Raw genomic sequence first — 24,388 nt, forward strand, 5'->3', positions numbered from 1 at the left:
ATGGAGACCAAGAAATCCCTGTTCAGCCGCCTTCCCGTCGTGTCCCAGCTGAAGAAGAGCATGGGGCTGCAGCGCGGCATGCTCATCGCCGGCATCGTCATGACCGCAGCCTTCCTGCTGACCGCGGCCCTGGCGCCGTTGATTTCCCCTTACGGTGCAACCCAGCGCTTCAACGAAACGCAGGCACCGCCGTCGTCCGTCCATATCTGGGGCACGACGGCGGGCGGTTACGACGTCTTTGCCCGCACCATCTGGGGCACCCAGACCGCCGTCCTTGTGATTGTGGTGGCCGTGGCGCTGTCCATCTTCATCGGCGTGATCCTGGGCCTGCTCTCCGGTTACATTGGCGGCTGGCTGGACAGGATCCTGGTGGTGGTGGCCGACGCGATCTACGCGTTCCCCACGCTGCTGCTCGCCATGGTCATGTCCATCGCCATCAGCCAGGGCCGCTCCAACATGTGGTCGGGCATTTTCTCGGCCGCAATCTCCATCACCGTGGTGTTCATCCCGCAGTACTTCCGGGTGATCCGGGCCGAGACCATCCGGCTGAAGGCCGAGCCGTTCGTGGAATCCGCCATCGTGGTGGGAGCCTCCAGCGTGCGCATCATGGCCCGGCACATCTACAAAAACGCCACCCGGACGCTGCCGCTGATCTTCACGCTCAACGCCTCCGAGGCCATCCTGACGCTGGCCGGGCTGGGCTTCCTGGGTTTCGGCATCGAGCCTTCGTCCGCAGCGGAGTGGGGCTATGACCTCAACCATGCGCAGACGGACGCCGCGTCCGGCATTTGGTGGACCGGCGTGTTCCCCGGCGCCGCGATCGTGCTGACGGTGCTGGGACTGACGCTGCTGGGGGAGTCCATGAATGACCTCAACGATCCGCGCCTGCGTGGGCGCAAGCGCGTTGGGAAGAAAAAGAACGGCCCTACCAAGGATGAGGAGTTGGTGGACGCATGAGCCGCCCTGACAAGCAGGCACCCGTCGAAGGGCAGGGGCTCCGGCCGGTACTGGACATTGAGGACCTCAAGGTCACCTTTGCCACGGACGCGGGGGACGTCCATGCCGTGAAGGACGTGTCCTTCACGGTGGCGCCCGGGGAGATTGTGGCGATTGTGGGCGAATCCGGCTCCGGCAAGACCGTCACCGCCAAGGCCATCCTGGGCCTGCTGCCGGAGACGGCGCAAAGCAGCGGCGCCGTGGTCATCAGCGGCAACGACATCATCACCGTCAGCCCGCACCAGCTGCGGCAGATCCGCGGCCGGGACGTGGCCATGGTGTTCCAGGAGCCGTCGACGGCGCTGAACCCCGTGTACACGGTGGGCTGGCAGATCGCCGAGGGCCTGCGGGCCCACAGGCCCGAAGGCAAGCGGGTGGGCCGCAGGGAGGCCCGCAGGCTGGCCATTGACGCGCTGCGCAAGGTCGGCATCCCCGAGCCGGAGAAGCGCGTGGACTACTACCCCCACCAGTTCTCCGGCGGGCAGAAACAGCGCGTGGTCATTGCCGCGGCGTTGGCCCTGAACCCGGGGCTGATCGTGGCCGACGAGCCCACCACCGCCCTGGACGTGACGGTCCAGGCAGAGATCCTGGAACTGCTCCGGGACCTGCGCGACCAATTCGGCACCTCCATCGTGCTGATCACCCACAACATGGGCGTGGTGGCGGACCTGGCCGACCGCGTGGTGGTCATGTTCCAAGGCGACGTGGTGGAGGAGGCGCCCTCCCAGGTGCTCTTTGACGCGCCGCGGGAGGAATACACGCAAAAGCTGCTCGCGGCCGTGCCCCACCTGGGCCGCAACTCCGCCTCGGAAGGCTTCACCGAGCGAGCCTTCCAGGACAAGGAAGTGCTGGTCCGCGCCACGGACCTTGAAATTGAGTACCCCGGGCGCCTCGGCAGCCCGGCCTTCCGTGCCGTGGACAAGGTTTCGTTCACCATCAGCGCCGGCGAGGTGTTTGGCCTGGTGGGGGAGTCCGGCTCCGGCAAGACGACCATTGGCCGGGCCATCGCCGGGCTGAACCGGACCACCGGCGGCTCGCTGGAGGTGCTCGGCTACGAGATGCGCAACTACAAGGAACGCACCTTCCGCCCGTACCGCAAGGACATCGGCTTCGTCTTCCAGGACCCGGCGGCTTCCTTCAACCCCCATCTGACCATCGGCGAGTGCGTGGCCGAGCCGCTGCTCATCCACACGGACCTGTCCGGCGCGGCCGTCACCAAGAAGGTGGAGGAACTGCTCGAATCCGTGCAGCTGCCGCGGGCCTATGCCAAGCGCTTCCCGCACGAGCTCTCCGGCGGGCAGCGGCAGCGCGCGTCGCTGGCCCGCGGCCTGGCGCTGAAGCCGAAGCTGCTTGTCGCCGACGAGCCGACGTCGGCCCTGGATGTTTCCGTCCAGGCCAAGGTGCTGGAGCTGTTCCGCGAGATCCAGGTGGAGATGGGCTTTGCCGCCCTGTTCATCAGCCACGACCTCGCCGTTGTCGACATTCTGGCCGAGTGGGTCGGGGTGCTCTACAAGGGCAAGATGGTGGAACAGGGGATCGGGAACCAGATCATGGGCAACCCGCAGGAGGACTACACCAAACGGCTGCTGGCGTCGCTGCCGGTGCCGAACCCGGCCGAACAGGCCGAGCGGCGCGCCGTCCACCAGGCCCTCCTGGCCCGGCGGTAGGTTCCTGCGCCCGACCCTTGGGTGGTGCGCCGGCGTGGACACAAGTTTTGTCCGCCCGGTGCACCACCTAAACTGTTTTCATGACCGAACCGAGCCACGCGCACCACCTCTCCGTCGAAGACTTTGACCCGGCAGCCAGTTCCCTCACCGGTTCCGTGGACCCCGCCGTCATGGCGGAGCTGCTCTCCATCCGCTCCAGCATTGACAACTTTGACGCGACCCTGGTGTATCTGCTGGCCGAACGGTTCAAGGCCACCCAGCGCGTGGGCATCCTCAAGGCCGCCCACCAGCTTCCCCCGGCCGACCCCACGCGCGAAAAGGCCCAGATCCAGCGTCTGCGCGCCCTCGCCGAGTCCGCCCACCTGGACCCGGCGTTTGCCGAAAAGTTCCTCAACTTCATCATCAGCGAGGTCATCCACCACCACCAGGCCATTTCCGAAAGCCACTCCGCCGTGGCCGCGACCGGCGTGATCCCCGTGGTCAGCGAGGACGGCCAGGGCTTTGTTGGCGGCCCGGATGCGCCCGCCCGGACGCACGACGGCGGCACGAACCTTTAGTGGGCGCCCCTAGCAACCGGCCGGTGGTCGATCCCCAGGTCACCGCCACCATGCTCGGCCCCTGGCCAGGCACGGATCCTGCCGAGGCGGACAAGGTTTCCCTCGGCGTGTTCACGCCGGCGCACCTGCCATCCCTGCCCGAACTTCCGGCGCGCGGCATCGGCTCCGACGCCGTGGGACGCACCGCGGGACTGCTGGTGGAGCTTCCCGTGGACGTCCAGCCGTACGGCTGGCGGTTCACGGACCGCCCCGGGAACGACCACCGCCGGGCCGTCTCGGCGCTGTCCACCGACATCAACGTCCTGGCCGACGTCGCGGGGGCAGCGGAGCTGGAACTTCCGGAGCTGAAGTTGCAAGTGGTGGGGCCCGTTTCGCTCGCGGCCGCCATCCACCTGCATTACGGCGAGCGCGCGCTGCGCGACCATGGCGCACGACGCGACGTGGCCCAGTCACTGTCCGCGGGGCTGGCCCAGCATGCTGGAAGGGTGCGGGCCGCCGTGCCGGGTGCGGCGCTGACCCTCCAAATTGACGAGCCGGAGGTGGCCAGGGCCCTGGCCGGGACCATTCCCACGGCTTCCGGGTACAGGACCCTGCGCTCCGTCCCCGCGTCCGAGCTGCGCCAAACGTGGACCGCCCTCGTGGCCGAAGCGCGCGCCGCCGGCTTCGCGAGAATCGCCATCAACCTGGCGCGGCCGCACGCCGAGGCCGCTGAGGCCGGGCCAGCCGAAACCGGGCCAGCCGAAACCGGGCCGGGCGGGACCAAGTCGGCCGAAACGGCATTCTGGCGCAAGGCTTTGAAACTCGCGCTGGAATGCGGGATCGACGCCGTCGCCGTTCCGCTGGACCAGCTCGACACCGGCCACTGGGAGCAGCTGGCCGGCGCCATTGAATCGGGCATGGGCGTGTGGGCCGGGACGGTGCCCGCACGCCCGGGCCAGGCGCCGCCGTCGTACCCGGCGCTGGTGGAACGGATCATGCGGCCGTGGCGCGGGCTGGGCCTGCCTGAATCATCGCTCGAGGCACTCCGCATCACCCCGGAGGCAGGCCTCGCTGGCGTCTCCCCGGCGGAGGCGCGGGCCATCGTGAACAGCACGCTGGACGTTGCCGCGGCCCTGAACGACCTCCGCAACGCGTAACGCCCGGACGTCCGGTGCCTTGTGAATGGGTGTCGTGGCGGCCGATTTTTCACGTGACGGGCAGGCCAGACGGTTTGGCACATTCCCTGAGGGGTGTGCCACATCGGGGTATCCTTCATCAGGACCAGTTGTCAGTACTCTTTTGGCCTGAACGAGCCCCCTCTTGGCACTTCGTCCCAGCAGGCAGGGGGGCTTGTCCAAGGACGCGCTTGGTCCCCCTGTCACCTGAAGTCAATTTCTGGCAGTGTAAGGAGCAGAGTCCATGGTCCGAAGCCATACGGCGGCGTGACACGAAACACTAAAGGGAAGGGTTCCCATGCCCAATTCGGCACCTAATTTGGCCCACGGGGAAGACAGCGAAGGCGAAGCCTTGCTTCAAGGGGTGCAGGAGCCGGAAACGGACCAGGTCAACCTTCCCGAGATTACCTACGACGAACAGTTCTTTCCTGCACGGCCGCGCGCCCTGCGGCCCACAGCCAAGCGGCGCAAATACTTGACGGACTCGCGGCCTCCCTTTGAGCCCGATGCCCGCAACAAGGCGTATGTGGAATGGCTGCGGAACCAGTCAATGCTGGGAGACGCCGACGCGCTGGCGCGACAGCTGTCCGGGCAAGCCAGCATGTGGCAAAATCCGTTCGCCTACCCCAACCCCAGGGCAGCTGTCGAGCGGGCTTCCGTCTGGTTTACCGCCTACCCCCTGTCGTTCATCACCAAACCAGGTCAAACCTTCCTCTCCGCCCTGGGGTCTTCCGATCTATGGGAGGCATTCCAGCAAGTGGGCATCAAGGCCATCCATACGGGGCCTGTCAAGCGCGCCGGCGGCCTGTCCGGCTGGGACTACACCCCCAGCATTGACGGACACTTCGACCGCATAAGCATGGCGATCGACCCGTTGTTCGGGACGGAAGACGAATTTCGGACCATGTGCGCGGTGGCCGCGGAACACTCCGGGACAATTATCGACGACATCGTTCCGGGACACACCGGAAAGGGTGCCGACTTCCGGCTCGCTGAAATGAACTATCTCGATTATCCGGGCATTTACCACATGGTGGACATACCCGAGTCCGATTGGGACCTGCTTCCGGATGTTCCCGCCGGCGAGGACTCAGTGAACATCGACGCGGCGGCCGAACGCCGCCTGCAGCGGGCCGGCTACATCATCGGCCAACTGCAGCGGGTCATCTTTTACGAATCCGGTATCAAGGAAACCAACTGGAGCGCGACAGGCCCCGTCATGGACACCGCCGGCATAGTCCGCCGATGGGTGTACCTGCACTACTTCAAGGCCGGCCAGCCGTCCATAAACTGGTTGGACCCCACATTCTCCGGCATGCGATTGGTCATGGGAGATGCGCTTCACTCCCTCGTGGATCTGGGCACGGGAGCACTCCGCCTGGATGCGAACGGGTTTTTGGGTGTCGAGAAAAGCGCCGAAGAACGGCCCGGCTGGTCCGAAGGCCATCCCCTCTCCCAGGCTGCCAACCAACTCATCGCCAGCATGGTGAGGAAGGTGGGCGGGTTCAGCTTCCAAGAGCTGAATCTGACGATCGATGACATTAAGGCAACATCTGAAACCGGGCCCGACCTCTCCTACGACTTCGTGACCAGGCCGGCGTACCATCACGCCCTCGTGGCGGCCGACACGGAATTTCTTCGGCTCACACTGCGCCTGGCGATGGAATTTGGCGTCGACCAGGCCTCCCTGGTGCACGCGCTACAAAACCACGACGAACTGACCTACGAACTTGTTCACTTCAGCACCAAGCACAAGGAGGACATGTTTGAATTCAACGGCCAGGACCTTACCGGGCTCGAGCTGGCCGAAACGGTGCGCGAAACACTCCGGGATGGACTGACCGGTGACCGCGCTCCGTACAACCTGGTTTTCACCACCAACGGCATCGCCTGCACAACCGTCACGGTGATCAGTGCGGTGCTGGGAATCAAGGACCTCGCAACCATCACGGCCGAACAGACGGAACAAATCCGCGAAGTCCATCTGCTCCTGGCCATGTACAACGCCCTGCAGCCAGGAGTGTTCGCACTCTCGGGCTGGGACCTCTGCGGCATGGTCACCTTGGAAAAAACCCAGGTCGCGCGTCTCGTCTCGCGCGGGGACACGCGGTGGATCCATCGGGCCGCCCACGATCTAATGGGCGCCGACCCGGCCGCCGACCAGGCATTGTCCGGGATGCCCAAGGCCAGAAGCCTCTACGGAACCTTGCCCGAGCAGTTGGCCGATGAGGGCTCCTTTGCCCGACGGCTCTCGCGCATCCTCGCCGTCCGTGAGGACTGGTCCATAGCGACCAGTGTTCTGATCGACGTCCCGGAGGTCTCCCATCGTGCCCTGCTCGTGATGGTGCACCGGCTCGAGTCGGGAATGCTGCAGGCCACGGTTTTGAACTTTTCCGCTCAAGACCTGGCCGGAACCGTGAAATCAGTTCATTTGGACTGTGGTGCCCAGGTAACGGATGCGTTTACGGGCGAATCCGTCGGCAGCGTCGATGACCTGCACAGCTTCTACATCCAGCTAAAGGCATATCAAGGTACCGCGCTGCTTGTGAGCTTATCCCCGGCAGGCCTCGACCTGGCTTGATCCGCCGGGCACCCCGGAACCTCATCGGCGAACCAAGGTCCAATGCCGCGGTGGCCGCGTGTTCTGGGTCAGGCTGCAGACGCGGATGGATCCCGGGCGCTGACGCGCACGGCGCCTCCACCAAGCCGGCACGGCTGCGTCACATTTCGCACAGGTCCGCACCGGATTCCGCGGTTTAAAAACACACCCCTGGGAGACCTCCGTCGCGGACACAGGAACTCACGGATAACCTCCCATGGTGACGCGGCGGTTGCGGAAATGCTGTCGGAAGCGGCGCGGCGTCAGAGGCGGCCGGCGGCCTTGAGGCGGATGTACATGTCTGCCAGTTCCGGCGGGAGTTCGTGGGGCGGGGCGTCCACCACCTCGGCGCCCATCTGCCTGAGGACTGCCATGACGGCGGCACGCCGGTTGAGCGCGTGCTCGGCCGCGGCCGCACGGTAGGCGAGGGACGCCGTCGACCGTTCCCGCCGGGCCTCGTCCAGGGCCGGGTCGCGCACGGACGCCACCACCACCACATGCCTGCGGGCCAGCTGGGCCACCAGCGGGATCAGCCCCTCCCCGGCGGCGCCGGCGTCGAGCGAGGTCACCAGCACCACCAGCGCCCGGTGCGCCGTCACCGAACGGACCTGGCCGGGCACCCCGGCGGCGTCCAGCTCGATCAGCTCCGGCTGCAGCGGCGCCAGCCCCTGGACCATGGCGCCGAGCATGTTGCCCTTGCCGGAGGAGGAAACGCGGGCCCGGACGCGGCGGTCGTAGGCGACCAGGCTGACGCGGTCGCCGCCGCGCTCGGCCAGCACCGCCAGCAGCAGCGACGCCTCGATGCCGGTGTCCAGCCGGGGTTCATCGCCGATCCGGGCCGCCGAGGTGCGTGAGGTGTCCAGCACAATGACCACGCGGCGGTCGCGCTCAGGCCGCCAGGTGCGCACCACCACGTCCCGGCGCCGCGCGGTGGCACGCCAGTCGATGGAGCGGACGTCGTCGCCGCGGACGTAGTCGCGCAGCGAGTCAAACTCGGTGCCGGCGCCGCGGATCTGCACGGCCGCCCGGCCGTCCAGCTCGCGCAGCCTGCGCAGTTTCGACGGCAGGTGGCGCTTGGAGTGGAACGGCGGCAGCACCCGCAGCGTGCCCGGCGCCGCGATGGTCTTCTGCCAGGCGGCCATGCCCAGCGGCCCAAAGGACCGGAAGGTCACGTGCTCCGTGCGCAGGTCCCCGCGGCGGACCGGGCGCAGGGATACCCGGACGACGGCGCGTTCCCCGGCCGGGATGCGCAGCGCCTGCAACGCGTTGGCAGCGCCCGCCGAGGGCTGCCAGCCGTCCCGCACCTGGCCCCGCAGCAGGCGGGGCGACTCGTTCGCCAGCCGAAGGACCGCCGTCGTGCTCTCGGTGAGGCGCACGCCGGCGGGCATTTCGCGGCGGACGGCGATGCGGCGCGGGGAGGCCGCCAGCAGCAGGTCGGCGGCGGACACCGCCAGCAGCACGGCAAGCGCAACCACCCAGGTGATGGCATACGGCGCGGCGATGAGCGGCACCACCAGAAGCAGCGCCAGGAGGAAGAACCTGCCCGAAATGGCCATGTCCGAGACCCGGGCCTAGCGGGGGACGGGGACGGTGGCGAGGATGGAGTGCAGGATCCCGTCGGCCGTGACGCCGTCCATCTCGGCTTCGGGGCGCAGCGAGACGCGGTGGCGCAGGGCGGGCAGGGCCAGGGCCTTGACGTCGTCCGGGGTGACGAAGCCGCGCCCGCACAGCCACGCGTAGGCGCGGGCGCACTTGAGCAGGGCGGTGGCGCCGCGGGGCGAAACGCCCAGCTGGAACGACGGCGCCGTGCGGGTGGCGCGGGCCAGGTCCACCACGTAGGCGAGGACCTCGGCGGCGACGCCGACCCGGGCGACCGCTTCGCGGGCCTGGGCCAGGTCCGCGGCGCCGGCAACCGCGCGCACTCCGGCGGCCCGGAGGTCCTGCGGGTCAAAGCCCAGGCTGTGGCGGCGGATCACCTCCATTTCCTCCTCACGCGCCGGCAGGTCCATGGAGAGCTTGAGCAGGAACCGGTCCAGCTGCGCCTCCGGCAGGGGGTACGTCCCCTCGTATTCGACGGGGTTTTGCGTGGCTGCCACCATGAACGGGGCGGGCAGCTTCCGGGACACGCCATCCACCGAGACCTGGTGCTCCTCCATGGCCTCAAGCAGCGACGCCTGCGTCTTGGGCGGGGTGCGGTTGATTTCATCGGCCAGCAGGATGTTGGTGAAAACGGGCCCCTCGCGGAAGGTGAATTCGGAGGTGCGGGCGTCATATACGAGAGATCCCGTGACATCGCCGGGCATCAGGTCCGGGGTGAACTGCACGCGCTTCGTGTCCAGGCTCAGGGCCGCGGACAGGGCCCGCACCAAGAGCGTCTTGGCCACGCCCGGCACGCCTTCCAGCAGCACGTGCCCGCCGGCCAGCAGCGCAATCAGGAGCCCGGTCACGGTGGATTCCTGGCCCACCACTGCCTTGGCCACCTCGGCGCGGACCTGCAGGAGTGCAGCGGCCGGGCCCCCAGGGGCCGCCTGCTGCTGCACGGCGGCATCCGGTGCCGCCGCGGGGGCCTGTGGCAGCTGTGTTTCGGGGTGTTGTGCCGTCATCGTGGGGCGACTTCTTCCTCTAGGGCGGCCAATTGTGCGGCCATGGATAACATTTGCTTGTCGTTCAGCGGGATGCCGGTGATCAGGAGCGCCTCCAGCTGGGCCCGCGGCCGGCCGGTGCGGGCGGCCGCCGCCTCCACGACGGCGGACGGCCGGGCGTGCATCCCCAGCCGCAGCCCCTGCGCCAGCCTGGTCAGCGTGGCATGCTGCAGTGCCTCGACGGCGGTGTCCTGCGCCTTTGCGTCCTGGTACAGGCGGGCCCTGCCGGTCACGGTTTCCGACGCCTTCACGATGACCGGCAGCGGCTCAGCCACGAGCGGCCCGTGCCGGCGTCCGCGCCACAGCATGCCGACCACGGCCACCAGCAGCAGCCAGGCCGACGCCGGAAAAATCCACCGCGGTGTCAGCTCGGCCAGCGTGGGCGGATGGCCGGCAACCGCCACGTCCTTCAGCGACGCCGTGTACCAGACCAGGTGCGGACGGCTGCCGAGCAGGCGGAACGCGAGGGCCGCGTTGCCTTGGCCGGCAAGGCGTTCATTGCTGACGACGCCGGGACTCCCCAGCACCGTCACGTCGCCTGAGCTGTTGGCCGCCATGAATCCGGCCGTTCCCCCGGACGGGACGAAACAGGTCGCCGCGCCGCGGTAGACGAACAGCGACGGCCGGCCTGCCTGGCCGATCCCGTCCACGCCGCGGGCGTCGATGCTGCCGGCAGCCGTGGCGTCCGCATTGGCGCAGCCGGCACCGGCCGCCACGTCGGCCGTGGCCGCCGCACCGGCCGCCGTGCCGGCACTGGTGATTTCGGGGCTGAGGTTTTTGACGGTGAGCGGCCCGGGGGCCAGCGCAACGAGGGCTGCGCCGGAATCCCTGGCGGAACCGGCCAGCCGGGCGGCCTGGCCGGGCTGGAGCAGGGACAGCGGGTCGTAGAGCAGGACCGTGCTGCCGTTGCGGCCGTTGGCCGCCAGGGCCTGCGCCGTGGCCTCGAGCGAGTCGGTGGCGGTGACCTGGACGCCGTGGCGCCGCAGGACGGTTGACGCCGCCTGGCCGCCGTCGGGCGCGGGGTTGGTGACGGACAGCGCATCGGCACTCCCGCCCCCGACGGTGGAGGCCACCAGCCCGCCCACAGTCACGGCCACAAGCGCGGCGCCGCCAACAAGCCAAAACCTGTGCTTCCGCCACCACGCTGCCGCGCTCATTGGCCCCCCGCGGTCCAGGCGAAGCTCCCGGCGGCACCGTCAAAACCGCCGTCGGGGTGGAGGGGCCGGGTGGCAGCCACGGCCGCGTCGGTGGCCGTGAGTTCGTCATACATGGCCCGGGACGGTTCCGCGTGCCCGTACCGCACGGCGTTGAACAGCTCCGCGGCCCGCGCCAGGGCGGGCCCGTGGTGGGGGAACGCCAGCTGCAGCCCGCCGGCCATCTCGACCGCGGTGAGACCCGGGGCGGCCGACGCGGCACCGCGTTCCTCCCCGGCCCGCACGATGGCCCTGAACTGTTCCAGCACCGCCGTGGCCAGGTCCCCGCGTTCGACGGCGGCCCGGGCCAGTTCCCGGTGCCGGCCGGCACTCAGGGCGGCGGGGCCGTCAAAGACAGCCGGGCCCTGCGCCGCCCTGCGGTTGAGCCGCGGCCGGACGAGCAGGACTGCCGCAATGATGGCGAGCACCAGCACGCACACGGCCACAAGCAGCCCGGTGGTGCCACCGAGCGATCCGAGGCCGTTGAGGAAATCGGCAATGGCATGCTTCAGCCAGCTGAGAACTTGCGCACCGAGTCCGGGCTTGGCGTCCTGGTAGACCGTTCTGGCCAGCTCCTCCGCGGCCCAGCGGCGTGCCTCGTCGGCCCCCGGGATGACGGGGACGTCCCGCGGCGCTGCCGCGGCCAGGGTCAATGCGATCATCGGGGCGCCGGGCGTCTACTGGCCGGGGTGCCGGGTGGGCGGCTGTTCGCCCGGATAGGGCGCCGGAGGGGTCGGGGCGGGAGGATTTTGGCCCGGGTGCTGTCCCGGAGGGTGCTGGCCTGCTTGATAGCGGCCCGCCGCGGCGGGTACGGGCGCCCCGCGGCCGGGGATCCCGCCGTCGTCCGTCCCCGACTCCGATTCCTTGAGCAGGGTGACGTCGAAGCCGTCCCGCCGCATCCGCAGGTCCACGTAAATCAAGGCCATGACGCCCGTCTGGAAGGCGACGGTCACGGCCCCCACCAAAGCGCCGATGAGGGCGGATATGACCGACGCAATGACCGAGGTTCCCATCACCTGGTCCGGGGTGGGGGACATGACCGGCAGCAGCAGGCCCAGGAGCAGGCTCACCGGCGTGGTGATGATGGCGCCAATGGCACCGGCAATGATGGCCGCCAAGGCGGAAATGCCAAACGTGCGCCACCAGTTCTGCTGGGTCAGCTGCCAGGAGCGCTTGAGCCCGGCAAAGACGCCGATGCCTTCCACGACGATCGCGGCCGGGGCCAGCAGCACCTTGACGCCGGCCCACACGCCCGCGGCAAGGAAGGGAAGGCTCAGGAGGAGCCCAAAGCCCAAGGCGGCGAAACCGCCGGAGCCGGAGTTGACGGTGTTGGTGGCGAAGAGCAGGCCAATGAGGACGCCGGCGTAAACGGCAACGGCAACAAGGGTGGCGCCGGCATAGACCAGGGCGAGCAGGAGCAGCGTTCCGATGCGCGGCCTGACCAGCCGCCACATCTGGCCGAAATCCGTCTTGCGGTTCAGGGTGGCCCGCAGCACCGGAACCACCAGGGCACCCTGCAGCACCATTTCCATCAGGGCGGAGATGAACGAGACGGCGCCGACCCCGATGAACAGTTGGAGCATGGACGTGGCCAGGCCGTTGAGCTGTGCCTCGGTGGGGGCCGCACCGGACAGGGAGTCGCTGAAAATATTGGACGTCAGGGGGCCCACGGACGAAAGCGTGATGGCGAGGGTAAGGACGGCCGTGATGACCTGAAAGATCAGGGCCGAGCCAAAGATGGCCTTGCCGTTGTGCCGGGCCGCCTGGAATGCGCCGTCAAGGACCTCGCCAAGACGCAGCGGACGGAGCGGGATGACGCCGGGCTTGGGCGGTGCCATGTACTGGTTGTAACCGTACGGATTCTGTCCGGGTTGCTGGGGTTGGCCCCACTGGGGCTGCTGTGCGTACTGGCCCCACGGCGGCTGCGCGGGGGGTTGCTGGGGCTGCTGTGCGTACTGGCCCCACGGCGGCTGCGCGGGCCCCTGCCCGGCCGCGGGCTCCTGCCCGCGCACTGGCGGAACGGGCTGGCCTGCGGTTCCCCCGTTCGGGTCCAGCGGCGGCTGTTCTGGTTCCTGCGTCATCATGCTCCCGTGTCTTGTTCCCCAGTCAAATTGGCCGCTGCGCCACTTGCGGAGGCTCCGTTCCGGGCCTTCAAATGCCCGGTCCGGGACCGGCGGGGTCCGTACGCTGCTTCCACGTTCAACCCTATCGGCAAGAGCTGCATTTGCCCCGTGACCTGTCGGGATTATGCCGGGCCGGATGCCCGCATGGGCCTGCGGAATGCCGCCCAGGGGCTTCCGCTCGTAGCAAAACTCCGGTTTCCCCTCGCCGCTGTGGAGGGTCGAAAGCGACTTTCGGCCGTGAATAGGCAAATATAGAGCTATGAAGGCACGCATTTTAGTGGTGGACGACGACGAGGCACTGGCAGAGATGATCGGCATCGTGCTGCGCAATGACGGTTTTGACCCCGTCTTTTGCGCCGACGGCGCAAGGGCCCTGGAGACTTTCCGCTCCAACAAGCCTGACCTGGTCCTGCTGGACCTCATGCTGCCGGGCATCGACGGGATTGAGGTCTGCCGGCTCATCCGCGGCGAATCGGACGTGCCCATCGTCATGCTGACGGCCAAGTCGGACACCTCGGACGTGGTCCGCGGACTGGAATCGGGCGCCGACGACTACGTGGCGAAGCCGTTCAAGCCTGCCGAGCTGGTGGCCCGCGTGCGTGCCCGCCTGCGCCCCGGGGACGTCAAGGCCCCGGAAACTCTCACCATCGGCGAGATCACCATCGATGTGGCCGGGCACGCCGTCCGGCGCGCCGGCGCGCGCATCCTGCTCACCCCCCTGGAATTCGACCTCCTGGTGGCGCTGGCACGCAAGCCGTGGCAGGTCTTCACCCGCGAACTCCTGCTCGAACAGGTCTGGGGCTACCGCCATGCCGCCGACACCCGCCTTGTCAACGTCCATGTCCAGCGGCTGCGCTCCAAGATCGAACGCGACCCCGAAGCGCCCGAGGTTGTCCTGACCGTGCGCGGCGTGGGTTACAAGGCCGGGCAGTAGAGGCTCCGACGGCACGGGAACCAGTGGCGAATCCACTATGAGCACCAACCAAAGAGGGCCGGGAAGGCCCGTGAACAGTCGCCCCGGCGCCACCCGCGTTGGCAGGAACGACGCCGGTGCGCCTGTTGCGCCTGGCGTCCCGCATTCCGCGGGGGCGGCGGCGCACGGCGATGCGGCAGCCGGCGGCGCCATCTCCCGCGCCTGGCCGGCGCTGCGCCGCGCACTGGCCGTGGCTGGTCACTACATCGTGCGGGCGCTCCAGGGCAGCCAGCGGGTGATCATGCGCAGGTGGCGCACCTCGCTGCAGTTGCGCACCGTCCTGACCACGCTGGTCATTGCCTCCATCGCCGTAATTGGCGTGGGCGGCTATCTGGCCGGCCAAATCTCCAATGGCCTGTTTAAGGAGCGCCTGTCCCAGGCGCAGCTGGAGTCCGCCCGCGGTGCCAGCCAGGTCCAGGAAGGCTTCTCCAGTGCGAGCCTCAGCGACCAGCCCATGGTGTCCAAATACGTCAAGGACGAGCTCAAGCTGCTCGACAGCGGCGCGGACGACAACCGCAAGTACCTGATGGTCAAGATCCCCAAGCAGGACAGCACACTGGCGGTCAGTTCGGTCGACTCCGGAGGCCTGACTTCCGCCATCATCCCGGACGCGCTCCGCCAGGCAGTGCAGGCGGACAAGGCCGGCCAGTACTGGCAGTCGATCGAACTCCCCACTGGGATCTCCGGCATGCACCCGGCGGTGGTGGTGGGCAGCCAGGTGGAACTGCTCAACACCCGCTACGAGCTGTACATGATTTACGACCTCAACAGCGCCCAGCTGACGTTGAACTACATCCAGTCCGTGCTGTGGCTCGCCGGGGCCATCCTTCTGGTGCTGATTGGCGCCATCGCCTGGTACGTCACGCGGATGGTGGTCAAGCCCGTCAGCCAGGCCGCGGCGGTGTCCGAGAAACTGGCCGCCGGCCGGCTCGAAGAGCGCATGCCGGTGGTGGGAGAGGACGAGATGGCCCGCCTGGCCACCTCGTTCAACAGGATGGCGACGTCGCTGCAGGACCAGATCAACGCCCTTGCCGCGCTGTCGGAAATGCAGCAGCGCTTCGTTTCGGATGTTTCCCACGAGCTGCGCACGCCGTTGACGACGGTGCGCATGGCCGCGGAGGTCCTCTTTGACGCCCGTGAAGACTTCGACCCGGTCAACAAGCGCTCCTCGGAGCTGCTGTTCCACCAGGTGGAGCGCTTCGAGCTGCTCCTGGCCGACCTGCTGGAGATTTCCCGGTTCGACGCCGGCGTGGCCGATCTTGACGTTGAGTCGCTGGACATCTTCTCCGTGATCCATTCGGTGATCGACGCCGCCACGCCGGTGGCCGAGGCCAACCGCAGTGAGCTCTCGGTGGTCACGCGGTTGCGCAACCACAAGTGCATTGTGGAGATGGATTCCCGCCGGATCGACAGGATCCTGCGCAACCTCGTGCTCAACGCGCTTGAACACAGCGAAGGCCGGCCGGTGAAAATCTTCGTGTCCGCGGATGAAAGCGCGGTGGCCGTGGCCGTGCGCGACTACGGGATCGGCATGTCCCCGGCCGCCCTGGAACATGTATTTGACCGCTTTTGGCGGGCCGATCCGGCCCGTGCGCGGACCACAGGCGGCAGCGGCCTGGGCCTGTCCATTGCCACGGAGGACGCCCGGCTGCACGGCGGCTGGCTGGAGGCGTGGGGCGTCCCCGGCGAAGGGGCCTGTTTCAGGCTTACCCTGCCGCGCAAGCGGGGCGGGGAGCTGGTGCATTCCCCGGTACCCCTCCCGCCCGACGGCGGTGCCGCCGCGGCCGCGTCCAACCTCAACACCGGCCCCATCATGACCAACACCGGCTCTTTCGGGGTGGTGGGCGCACTGGGTACGATTAATCCGGCCGCTGTCGGTGCCGCCGGGAGCGGTGCCGCCGCGACCGGGGCCTTCCCCGGCGGCGACTCGTCAAGGGCGGAATCGTGAACGAACGTGAATAAGACCCCGAGGGACATCCACGCGGTGCCGGCACACCCCGGGCGCGCCGGCCGGCCACGGCGGAAGGGGCTGCTGCCGCTGTTGGTGACTGCCGCCGTCGTACTTTTCGTTGCCGCGGGATGCGCAGCCATCCCCACCGACGGCCCCGTCGGCAAGAGCGACCCCGTGAGCCCGCGCACCCACTCCGTCGACGTCAACTACGCGCAAAACAAGCCCGTGGCCGGCGCCTCCCCGGAAAGCATCATCCGCGGCTTCATTGACTCGGGAACGGGCATTGACGACGATTTCCAGACCGCCAGGCAGTACCTGACGGCCGGGCTCGCCCAGTCGTGGTCCGCGGACAAGCGGACGCTGGTGTACTCCAACGCGTTTTCCGTGAAGCCGGGCAAGACGAAGGACTCCTACCTGGCCACCTTTGACACCGTCTCCTCGGTGGACTCGACGGGCGTGCTCACCCAACTGCCGGCGGGTTCCACGGAAACACTTGAAATGGACCTGGTTCAGGTGGACGGCGAGTGGCGCATTGCCAAGGCCCCCGACGGGCTGGTGCTGAGCCAGGACACCTTCGGCGTGCTGTTCAAGCCGGTCTCGCTGTATTTCTACGATTCGACGTACACCTACGGGGTCCCGGACGTCAGATGGCTGTCCGGGGGGTCCTCGCGGACGGCGACGTCCATTGTCCGGGCCATGCTGGCCGGGCCCGCCCCCTACCTGAAGGGCGCCGTGGTCAGCGCGTTCCCCACGGGCATGGCGCTGGCCCGCGAATCCGTGACGGTCAACAACGGACTCGCCAAGGTGGGGCTGACCTCGGCGCCCCTGCTGCAGTCCAGTGTGCGCCAGCGCCAGCAAATGCATGCGCAGCTCCTCGTCACCCTGCAAAAGAGCCTGAACGACGTCACTGAAGTCCAATTTCTGGCCGACGACCGGGAGGTGGACATGGGCGGCAGCGGCGACCTGGTCCCTCCCATGGTCATTGACAATGGCGTCCCGCCCGTCCAGGTGGGCCTTGCCAAGAATGAACTGGTCAGCTATGACGGCAGCACAGTCGCGGCGGTGCCGGGGATGGCCAACATCGCGGAGCTGGCGCCCACCGATCCGGCCATGTCCTACAACGGGAAGGACTTTGCCTTCCTCTCGGGCGACGGGAACCACGCCTTCAGCATCTCGGCGGGGCACGAGCCGTTGAACGTTGCCAACGGAGTGGCCCTGACCACGCCGTCGTTTGCCCCCAACGGATGGCTGTGGACCGCCGCCGGAGATGGAAGCGGCATGGTCCAGGCCGTGAACGTCAACGCGGGGGCCAAGGATCCGGCGCCAGTGGTGATCAACGTCCCCTGGCTGGTGGGCCAGCAGGTCACCACCCTGCGCATCTCGCGCGACGGCACGCGCGCACTCGTCGTTTCCAACGCCAACGGGATCAGCCGGGTGTCCATCACAGGCATATCCAAGTCGGGCGACGTCCCCAAGGAGCTGACGGCACCCATCAACCTGGCCCATGCAGGAACGCCCACCGTGGGCGTGTGGGCCGGGGACACAAGCGTGGCGGTCATTGCGCCGTCGGGCAAGTCCGAGGTGGCGGTCCAGGTCCTTGACCTGGCCCGGGCACCCATAACGCTGGCCCCGGTCAAGGGGATCACCTGGATCAGCGCCGCGTCCGGCGTGCGGAGCGTGCACATCCAGACGCCCACCGAGCTTTACGCGCTGGTCGGCAACAACTGGCAGGTGGCCGCCAAGGGCCTGAGTCAGGCCTCCTTCGCCGGCTGAGACAACGCTGGCCCCTCCACAGGGGCGCCTGGCGGGCACGCCGTCCACACTTCGGCGGGTGCCGCTGGCGGCCCCGGCAGGCACCGGGGATGCTGGTCGCATGGGGACATTGCCGGACGCCGCGGACAGCACTTCCGCCGCGCACAGGGGGCGTCCGCGCCACCGGTGGGAACGCGCCGTGTTCTGGTGGTCCGGCGCGTGGCGGGACTTCCTCTATCTGGTGATGCCGGCCGAATGCGTGGCCTGCGGGTGCGACGACGCGGCGCTGTGCACCGACTGCGCGGTGGTGCTGCGCCGGCAGACGCGCAGTCCCTTCCGCGCCGAGGCATCGGCCGACGCCCTGATGAGTGTCTTCGGGCACGCCACGCTACCCGTGGTGGCCGTGGGGGAGTACCGCGACATCCTGGCCGCGGCCATCCTTGCCTTCAAGAACCATGGCCGCACCGAACTGGGTCCGCCGCTGGCCCGTGCCCTGGCCCGCGGCATTGGCTCGCTGCCGGGTCTGCTGCCCGGTCTCGGGGGCGGGGAGCTGCTGCTCGTTCCCGTGCCCAGCACCGGCGGCGGCTGGCGGCGGCGCGGCTACGATCCCGTGTCGCTTCTGCTGCGGGCCGTGGCCCGGGAACGCAGGCTGCCCCCGGGCGTCACCGTGGCACACGTCTTGGCAGTCCGGCCCCGGCTGCCCTGGCGCCGGCGCCACCAAAAGGGCCTGGGCCGCTCCGCCCGCCGCGCCAACGTCCGCAACACCCTGCGCGTCCGCCGCGTGCGGCCCGCGGCGGGCCTTGCGGGAGCGCCCGTCGTGGTGGTCGACGACGTCCTGACCACGGGTTCGACAGCCGGCGAGGCGGCACGGGCCCTGGCCGGAAGGGGCGCCGTGGTGTGCGGGGCGCTGGTCCTGGCAGCAGCCCGCGCACCGGACGCGGCGGCGGCCGCAGTGACGAACGAAGGACTCGGACGAAAATAGTTTTGGGCAAAAGATGAATAAAAGGATGCGGTGAACTAACGTGAGTAAACGGGTACCTCTTAAGAGAGGAAGCCACCCGTCGGCGGCCAGAAAGCGGTACTTGGATTGCTAGCCGGCCGCCGTGTCACCGAAGTCATTTGGAGGGCACCATGGAGTTCATGATCAGCGGTCGCAACTTGAGTGTTTCCGACCGTTTCCGCGAATACGCCGGCGAAAAGCTCACGAAGATCGAGCAGCTGGCCAACAAGGTCCAGCGTGTCGATGTGAAGATTTCCAAGGAGACCAAGGCCCGGTCGGCGGAGACCCCGCTGACCGTGGAGCTGACGGTCTTGGGGCGCGGTCCGGTGATCCGCGCCGAGGCGGCCGCATCAGACAAGTTCGCGGCGTTTGACCTGGCCTACGGAAAGCTGTTGGAGAGGCTGCGCAGGGCCAAGGACAGGAAGAAGGTCCACCACGGCCGCCACGCCCCCGTGGCCGTCAACGAAGCGACCGGGGCACTCACCCCCGTCAGCAGCTCGGAACCGATCTACGCGCAGGCTGAGCCCGAAGCCGCGCGCGAGCGTTCACCGTATGAGATTGAAAACGACATCCCGGCAGGGGACTCTCCGGTGCTGATCCGGCGGAAGGTCTTCCCGGCAACGTCGCTGAGCGTCGATGACGCGGTGGACAACATGGAACTGGTGGGACACGACTTCTACCTCTTCATCGACGCGGCCACCGGCATCCCGTCGGTCGTGTACCGCCGCAGCGGTTGGACGTACGGGGTAATCTCCCTTGACCCCAACGCGGATGTGGAGGCAGCGGAAATCTCCGCCTACCGCTCGCCGGACGAGCCGGCACACGTCTAGGGCGTGCGGCGGACGGGCAAAACCCGGCCGCCGCGGCCCGTGAACGCACAGGCAGGCAACAACCAGAAACAGAACGAGGAGCCGGGGAAGCATGCGTGCACGCCTGAGCCTGCCACAGGCGCGGCGCATCGCACTCAACGCCCAGGCCCTGGCCGGGGTCCGGCCCGCCGAACCCGTCAACGCACGGGCGGTGGGCCGGACTTTCGCGCAGCTCCAGCTGGTCCAAATAGACTCCGTCAACATCATCTCCCGCAGCCATTTCCTGCCGTTCTTCTCCCGCCTGGGCAGCTACGACCGCACCATTCTTGGCACGCTCTCGGGCGCCGCCCCGCGAAAAATGATGGAGTATTGGGCCCACGAGGCCAGTTACATCAGGCCGGAGCACTTCCGCGACCTCACACTCTGGCAAAACAGGAAATGGGTCGGTTCCGCCGGCATTGATCCGTTGCTTCGGGCCACCCTGGAAACGGAGATCATGGCCCTGCTGGCGTGCAGCAGGCCGCTCACCGCCCGCGAGGTCAAGGACAGGATCGGCCACGAGGAGGAGAAGCGCCGCGACGAATGGGGCTGGAACTGGAGTTCCGTCAAGAGGACCTTGGAAGGACTCTTTGAGCGCGGGGTCATCGGGGCGGCGTCGCGCAACGAGCAGTTTGAACGGCGCTACGCGCTGGTGGACAAGGTTCTGCCGCCGGCCCTGCGAAACGGGGCAGGCACTGCTCCCGCGGCCGGAAGCACGCCTGCGGGCCCGGCCGAAGCGGACCGGGATGCGGCCATGGACCGTCTCATCGAGGCCTCTGCACGGGCCCACGGGATAGGCACCCTGCGCTGCTTTGCCGACTACTTTCGCCTGCCGGCCCGGGATGCGGCCCGCTCCGTGGAACACCTCGTGGCAAGGGGCACCCTGGAAAGGGTCGACGTGGCGGGATGGGACGTCCCAACCTATCTCCACAGCGCCGCGAAAATTCCGCGCAGGGCGCAGGGGCGTGCGCTGCTCAGCCCCTTTGATTCCCTGGTCTTTGAACGGCGCAGGCTGCTGGACCTGTTCAACTTCCACTACAGGCTGGAAATTTACACGCCCGCGCCAAAGCGGAAATACGGCTACTACGTCCTCCCGTTTCTGCTGGGGGAGACCCTGGCGGCCCGGGTGGACCTCAAGGCCGACCGGCAGGGAGGCCGGCTGCTGGTGCGGGGAGCGTTCGCGGAACCGGATGCGCCCGCGCGAACACCGGCGGAGCTGGCGGCCGAGCTGGCGCTCATGGCCCGGTGGCTGGAGCTGGACGACGTCGTGGTGGTTCCCCACGGGGACCTGGCCCACAGGCTTGCCCAGGAAGTGAAACGCCGCTGACCGGCTGCCCCGGCAAAGGGCGGCATGGCGCGTTCAGGCATTTCCATGCCGCGCATGGCAGACTGGCCCGAGGCTGTGCCCGTTCTCACGTAGACTGGTTACGCCACTTTTAGGCAGCCATAGATTGGGAGCAATTTCGTGCCATCACTACTTGAGCGGGTCCTCCGAACAGGCGATCGCAAGACGCTCAAACGCCTCAACGTGCTTGCTGACGCCATCGATTTGCTGGAGGAGCCCTTCCAGACATTCACCGATGCCGAGCTGCGTGAGGAAACCGACAAGCTCAAACTCCGCCACCAGGACGGGGAATCGCTGGATGACCTGCTGCCCGAGGCGTTCGCAGCCGTCCGCGAGGCATCGTCACGCACCCTGGGGCTGCGTCACTTCCGCGTGCAGCTTATGGGCGGCGCCGCATTGCACCTGGGCAACATTGCCGAAATGAAGACCGGTGAGGGCAAGACCCTGGTGGCCACGGCGCCGGCCTTCCTGAACTCGCTGACCGGCAAGGGCGTCCATGTGGTCACGGTGAACGACTACCTGGCCGAATATCAGTCCGACCTCATGGGCCGGGTTTTCCGCTTCCTGGGCCAGACCAGCGGCTGCATCATCTCCAACCAGGACCCGGCCGTGCGCCGCGCCCAGTACGCCGCCGACATCACCTACGGCACCAACAACGAATTCGGCTTTGACTACCTGCGCGACAACATGGCGTGGAGCAAGGACGAGCTGGTCCAGCGCGGCCACAACTATGCCATTGTTGACGAGGTTGACTCCATTCTCATTGACGAGGCCCGCACGCCGCTGATCATCTCCGGACCGGCGTCCGGTGACGCCAACCGCTGGTACAGCGAATTTGCCAAGGTGGTGCTGCGCCTGGACATCGACGATGACTACGAAGTCGACGAGAAGAAGAAGACAGTGGGCGTCCTGGAGGGCGGCATTGAAAAGGTCGAGGACTACCTGGGCATTTCCAACCTGTACGAATCCGCCAATACGCCGCTGATCGGCTTCCTCAACAACGCCATCAAGGCCAAGGAACTTTTCAAGCGCGACAAGGACTACGTCATCATGGACGGCGAAGTCCTCATCGTTGACGAACACACCGGCCGCATCCTGGCCGGACGCCGCTACAACGAAGGCATGCACCAGGCCATCGAGGCCAAGGAAGGGGTGGAGATCAAGGCCGAGAACCAGACCCTGGCCACCGTGACCTTGCAGAACTACTTCCGCCTTTATGACAAGCTTTCCGGCATGACCGGCACCGCCGAGACCGAGGCGGCCGAGTTCATGGGGACCTACTCGCTGGGCGTTGTCCCGATCCCCACGAACATGCCCATGCAGCGCGTGGACCAGCCGGACCTGGTGTACAAGAACGAGATCGTCAAGTTCGACGCCGTGGTGGAGGACATTGCCAAGCGCCACGAAACCGGGCAGCCGGTCCTGGTGGGCACCACCAGCGTGGAGAAGAGCGAATACCTCTCCAAGAAGCTGGCCGAAAAGGGCATCAAGCACGAGGTCCTCAACGCCAAAAACCACGCCCGTGAGGCGGCGATCGTGGCCCAGGCAGGGCGGCGCGGGGCCGTCACCGTCGCCACCAACATGGCCGGCCGAGGCACCGACATCATGCTCGGCGGCAACGCCGAGTTCAACGCGGTCGCCGCACTGGCCGCGCAGGGGCTGGACCCGGAGGAAACTCCGGAGGAGTACGAGGCCGCCTGGCACGACGCCTTTGAGGCCGCCAAACTGGCGGTCAAGGACGAACACGAGGCGGTGCTGGACGCCGGCGGCCTCTACGTGCTCGGCACCGAGCGCCACGAGTCCCGCCGCATCGACAACCAGCTGCGCGGCCGTTCCGGACGCCAGGGGGACCCCGGCGAATCGCGCTTCTACCTTTCACTGACCGACGACCTCATGCGCCTGTTCAACTCCGGCGCCGCGGAGCGGCTCATGTCCCGTTCCTCCATGCCGGACGACGTCGCCCTGGAGTCCAAGCTGGTGTCCAAGGCCATCGCCTCCGCGCAGGGCCAGGTTGAGGGCCGCAACGCCGAGCAGCGCAAGAACGTGCTGAAATACGACGACGTCCTGAACCGCCAGCGCGAAGCGATCTATGGCGACCGCCGCCGGATTCTGGAAGGCGACGACCTGCACGAAAAGGTCCAGTTCTTCCTCGAGGACACCGTCAACGAAATCATTGACGCGACCATCAACGACGGGCACCCGGGGGACTGGGACTTCCACTCCTTGTGGACCAACCTGCGCACCATCTACCCTGTGACGGTAACGGTGGAGGAGATTGCCGAGGAGGCAGGCGGCGAGGGCCGCATCACGGCCGAGATGCTCAAGACCGAGCTGCTCTCCGACGCCCGGATTGCCTACCGCGAACGCGAGGCCGCCCTGGGCTCGGACACCATGCGCGAACTTGAGCGCCGTGTGGTGCTGTCCGTGGTGGGCCGCAAGTGGCAGGAACACCTGTACGAGATGGACTACCTCAAGGAAGGCATCGGGCTGCGGGCCATGGCCCAACGCGACCCCCTCGTGGAGTACCAGCGCGAAGGCTTCGAGATGTTCCAGGCCATGATGGCCGCCATCCGTGAGGAGAGCGTCGGGTTCCTGTTCAACCTCGAAGTCCAGGTCGAACACGCGCCCGAAACCGCGGTGGGCGTTGTGGCGGGCGCGCCGGCCGGGCTGATGGACCGGGTCTCCGGTGCCGGCGGCGGAGGAGCAGACACCGGGGAGGCGCACGCAGCCGGTGGCCACGAGGCCGCCGAGCACGGTGCCGTGCGGATCATGGCTCCGGGCCTGGAAGCCCCGGAACGGCCCGCGCAGCTGCAGTTCACGTCCCCGGACGCACAGGGCGACGCCGAAACCCACGTGGAGCGCCGCTCCAGTGGCAACGGCCTGCCGCCGTCGGCCAAGCGGGCCGGGAACAAGAACGCCAAGCCGGCCAAGAAGAAGAAAAAGCGCTAGCCGATCTGCAGGGCTGTCACCTTCCACGCGCCATGCGTTTCCTCGAAGCGCATGGCGATGGCCCGGAACCGTGACTTGTCCGCGACCACCACTGACGTTTCATACACCCCCGGGGCGATGGCGCTGCAGTGCGTCGAATGAACAATTGGCTGGTGGTGGAGCAGGCTGACGTTGCCCGCAAGGCCCGGCTGGCTGGCGTGGCGGCTTTCCGCCTGGCAGGCAGCGGCATGCAGCCTGGCCCGGGTCGTCAGGGCGCTGAAGCACCGGGTGTCCAGCCAGCGTGAGAGCTGCTGGACCGAGCGCACCCCGCTCAGCACTTCCAGCGCCCCTTGGGCGATGCGCCGTGACATCTCCGCGACGAGGGCCCGCTCCGGAGCCGCCGGGTCCAATACGGTCGCGCCCCCTTGTGCCGGCAGGGCGCCCTGCGGCCCGGTTTGTCCATCCGGGGGCGTGCCTTGGCGCGGCGTCATCTTCACCACGGATCCCTGCGTCCCGTCCGCGCCGTCGCCGGCGGGGCCCCGCAGGGACGGGGCGGGCCGGACCACCAGCCTGGGGGCTGTCGGGGCCGTTTCCTCAATGGCCATGGTGTCCATCGTGTTCTCCTTTGAACTGTGCAGTTGGGGTACCGGCAGGGTGCCG

Annotated in this window: 18 protein-coding genes; 12 read left to right on the forward strand and 6 right to left on the reverse strand. The window is 67.9% G+C overall.

Features of this window, described 5'->3' with window-relative positions:
- The 5 genes from G6034_RS11475 (at position 1) to treS (ending at position 6,955) form a co-directional block, all read left to right on the forward strand.
- Entirely contained in the window at positions 1-957 is a 957-nt protein-coding gene (locus tag G6034_RS11475; RefSeq protein WP_176635254.1) for an ABC transporter permease, read from the forward strand.
- Positions 954-2,663: a dipeptide ABC transporter ATP-binding protein gene (locus G6034_RS11480; protein ID WP_176635255.1), complete on the forward strand. Its 1,710-nt coding sequence runs from the start codon at positions 954-956 to the stop codon at positions 2,661-2,663. The genes G6034_RS11475 and G6034_RS11480 overlap by 4 nt, the downstream gene beginning before the upstream one ends.
- An 80-nt stretch (positions 2,664-2,743) precedes the next feature.
- Positions 2,744-3,220: a chorismate mutase gene (locus G6034_RS11485; protein ID WP_176635256.1), complete on the forward strand. Its 477-nt coding sequence runs from the start codon at positions 2,744-2,746 to the stop codon at positions 3,218-3,220.
- Positions 3,220-4,356 carry a uroporphyrinogen decarboxylase/cobalamine-independent methonine synthase family protein gene (locus tag G6034_RS11490; protein WP_343038026.1) on the forward strand — a complete coding sequence of 379 codons (1,137 nt, stop codon included), beginning with the start codon at positions 3,220-3,222 and terminating at the stop codon, positions 4,354-4,356. Before G6034_RS11485 ends, G6034_RS11490 begins: the two co-directional genes overlap by 1 nt.
- A 316-nt stretch (positions 4,357-4,672) precedes the next feature.
- On the forward strand, positions 4,673-6,955 hold the full coding sequence (treS, locus tag G6034_RS11495) for a maltose alpha-D-glucosyltransferase (protein ID WP_176635257.1): 2,283 nt from the start codon (positions 4,673-4,675) through the stop codon (positions 6,953-6,955).
- A 281-nt stretch (positions 6,956-7,236) separates the two neighbouring features.
- On the opposite strand, the gene G6034_RS11500 is transcribed toward treS, so the two are convergent.
- The 5 genes from G6034_RS11500 to G6034_RS11520 are packed head-to-tail and all read right to left on the reverse strand — an operon-like array spanning position 7,237 to position 12,892.
- Complete coding sequence (locus G6034_RS11500) at positions 7,237-8,529, reverse strand: DUF58 domain-containing protein (protein ID WP_176635258.1); 1,293 nt, start codon at positions 8,527-8,529, stop codon at positions 7,237-7,239.
- Between the two features lie 15 nt (positions 8,530-8,544).
- The gene (locus G6034_RS11505; RefSeq protein WP_176635259.1) at positions 8,545-9,576 is read right to left on the reverse strand and encodes an AAA family ATPase; all 1,032 of its coding nucleotides are present in this window, start codon (positions 9,574-9,576) and stop codon (positions 8,545-8,547) included.
- Entirely contained in the window at positions 9,573-10,772 is a 1,200-nt protein-coding gene (locus tag G6034_RS11510) for a DUF4350 domain-containing protein (protein ID WP_176635260.1), read from the reverse strand. Before G6034_RS11510 ends, G6034_RS11505 begins: the two co-directional genes overlap by 4 nt.
- Positions 10,769-11,470, reverse strand: a complete 702-nt coding sequence (locus tag G6034_RS11515) for a DUF4129 domain-containing protein (protein ID WP_176635261.1) — start codon at positions 11,468-11,470, stop codon at positions 10,769-10,771. Before G6034_RS11515 ends, G6034_RS11510 begins: the two co-directional genes overlap by 4 nt.
- A gap of 15 nt (positions 11,471-11,485) precedes the next feature.
- Positions 11,486-12,892 (reverse strand): DUF7847 domain-containing protein, encoded by a 1,407-nt coding sequence (locus tag G6034_RS11520; RefSeq protein WP_176635262.1) that lies wholly within the window; start codon positions 12,890-12,892, stop codon positions 11,486-11,488.
- 298 nt (positions 12,893-13,190) lie between these two features.
- Here G6034_RS11520 and mtrA point away from each other — a divergent pair, with 298 nt between their 5' ends.
- From mtrA to secA, 7 genes are all read left to right on the forward strand, one after another.
- Positions 13,191-13,865 carry an MtrAB system response regulator MtrA gene (mtrA, locus tag G6034_RS11525; RefSeq protein WP_176635263.1) on the forward strand — a complete coding sequence of 225 codons (675 nt, stop codon included), beginning with the start codon at positions 13,191-13,193 and terminating at the stop codon, positions 13,863-13,865.
- A gap of 70 nt (positions 13,866-13,935) precedes the next feature.
- Positions 13,936-15,852 (forward strand): MtrAB system histidine kinase MtrB, encoded by a 1,917-nt coding sequence (gene mtrB, locus G6034_RS11530; RefSeq protein WP_343038027.1) that lies wholly within the window; start codon positions 13,936-13,938, stop codon positions 15,850-15,852.
- Positions 15,853-15,858: 6 nt separating this feature from the next.
- On the forward strand, positions 15,859-17,628 hold the full coding sequence (locus G6034_RS11535; protein ID WP_176635265.1) for an LpqB family beta-propeller domain-containing protein: 1,770 nt from the start codon (positions 15,859-15,861) through the stop codon (positions 17,626-17,628).
- A 100-nt stretch (positions 17,629-17,728) separates the two neighbouring features.
- Positions 17,729-18,589 carry a ComF family protein gene (locus G6034_RS11540; protein ID WP_176635266.1) on the forward strand — a complete coding sequence of 287 codons (861 nt, stop codon included), beginning with the start codon at positions 17,729-17,731 and terminating at the stop codon, positions 18,587-18,589.
- 149 nt (positions 18,590-18,738) lie between these two features.
- Entirely contained in the window at positions 18,739-19,437 is a 699-nt protein-coding gene (gene hpf, locus G6034_RS11545; RefSeq protein WP_176635267.1) for a ribosome hibernation-promoting factor, HPF/YfiA family, read from the forward strand.
- Positions 19,438-19,528: 91 nt separating this feature from the next.
- A complete protein-coding gene (locus tag G6034_RS11550; RefSeq protein WP_176635268.1) occupies positions 19,529-20,782 on the forward strand; it encodes a winged helix-turn-helix domain-containing protein in 1,254 nt (417 codons plus the stop codon).
- 138 nt (positions 20,783-20,920) lie between these two features.
- Positions 20,921-23,749: a preprotein translocase subunit SecA gene (gene secA, locus G6034_RS11555; RefSeq protein WP_176635269.1), complete on the forward strand. Its 2,829-nt coding sequence runs from the start codon at positions 20,921-20,923 to the stop codon at positions 23,747-23,749.
- Here secA and G6034_RS11560 read toward each other — a convergent pair.
- Positions 23,746-24,342, reverse strand: a complete 597-nt coding sequence (locus G6034_RS11560) for an Rv3235 family protein (RefSeq protein ID WP_176635270.1) — start codon at positions 24,340-24,342, stop codon at positions 23,746-23,748. The genes secA and G6034_RS11560 overlap by 4 nt on opposite strands.
- Positions 24,343-24,388 lie beyond the last annotated feature (46 nt).

It is taken from the genome of Arthrobacter wenxiniae, assembly GCF_013376105.1.
In the GTDB taxonomy this organism is placed as follows: Bacteria; Actinomycetota; Actinomycetes; order Actinomycetales; family Micrococcaceae; genus Specibacter; species Specibacter wenxiniae.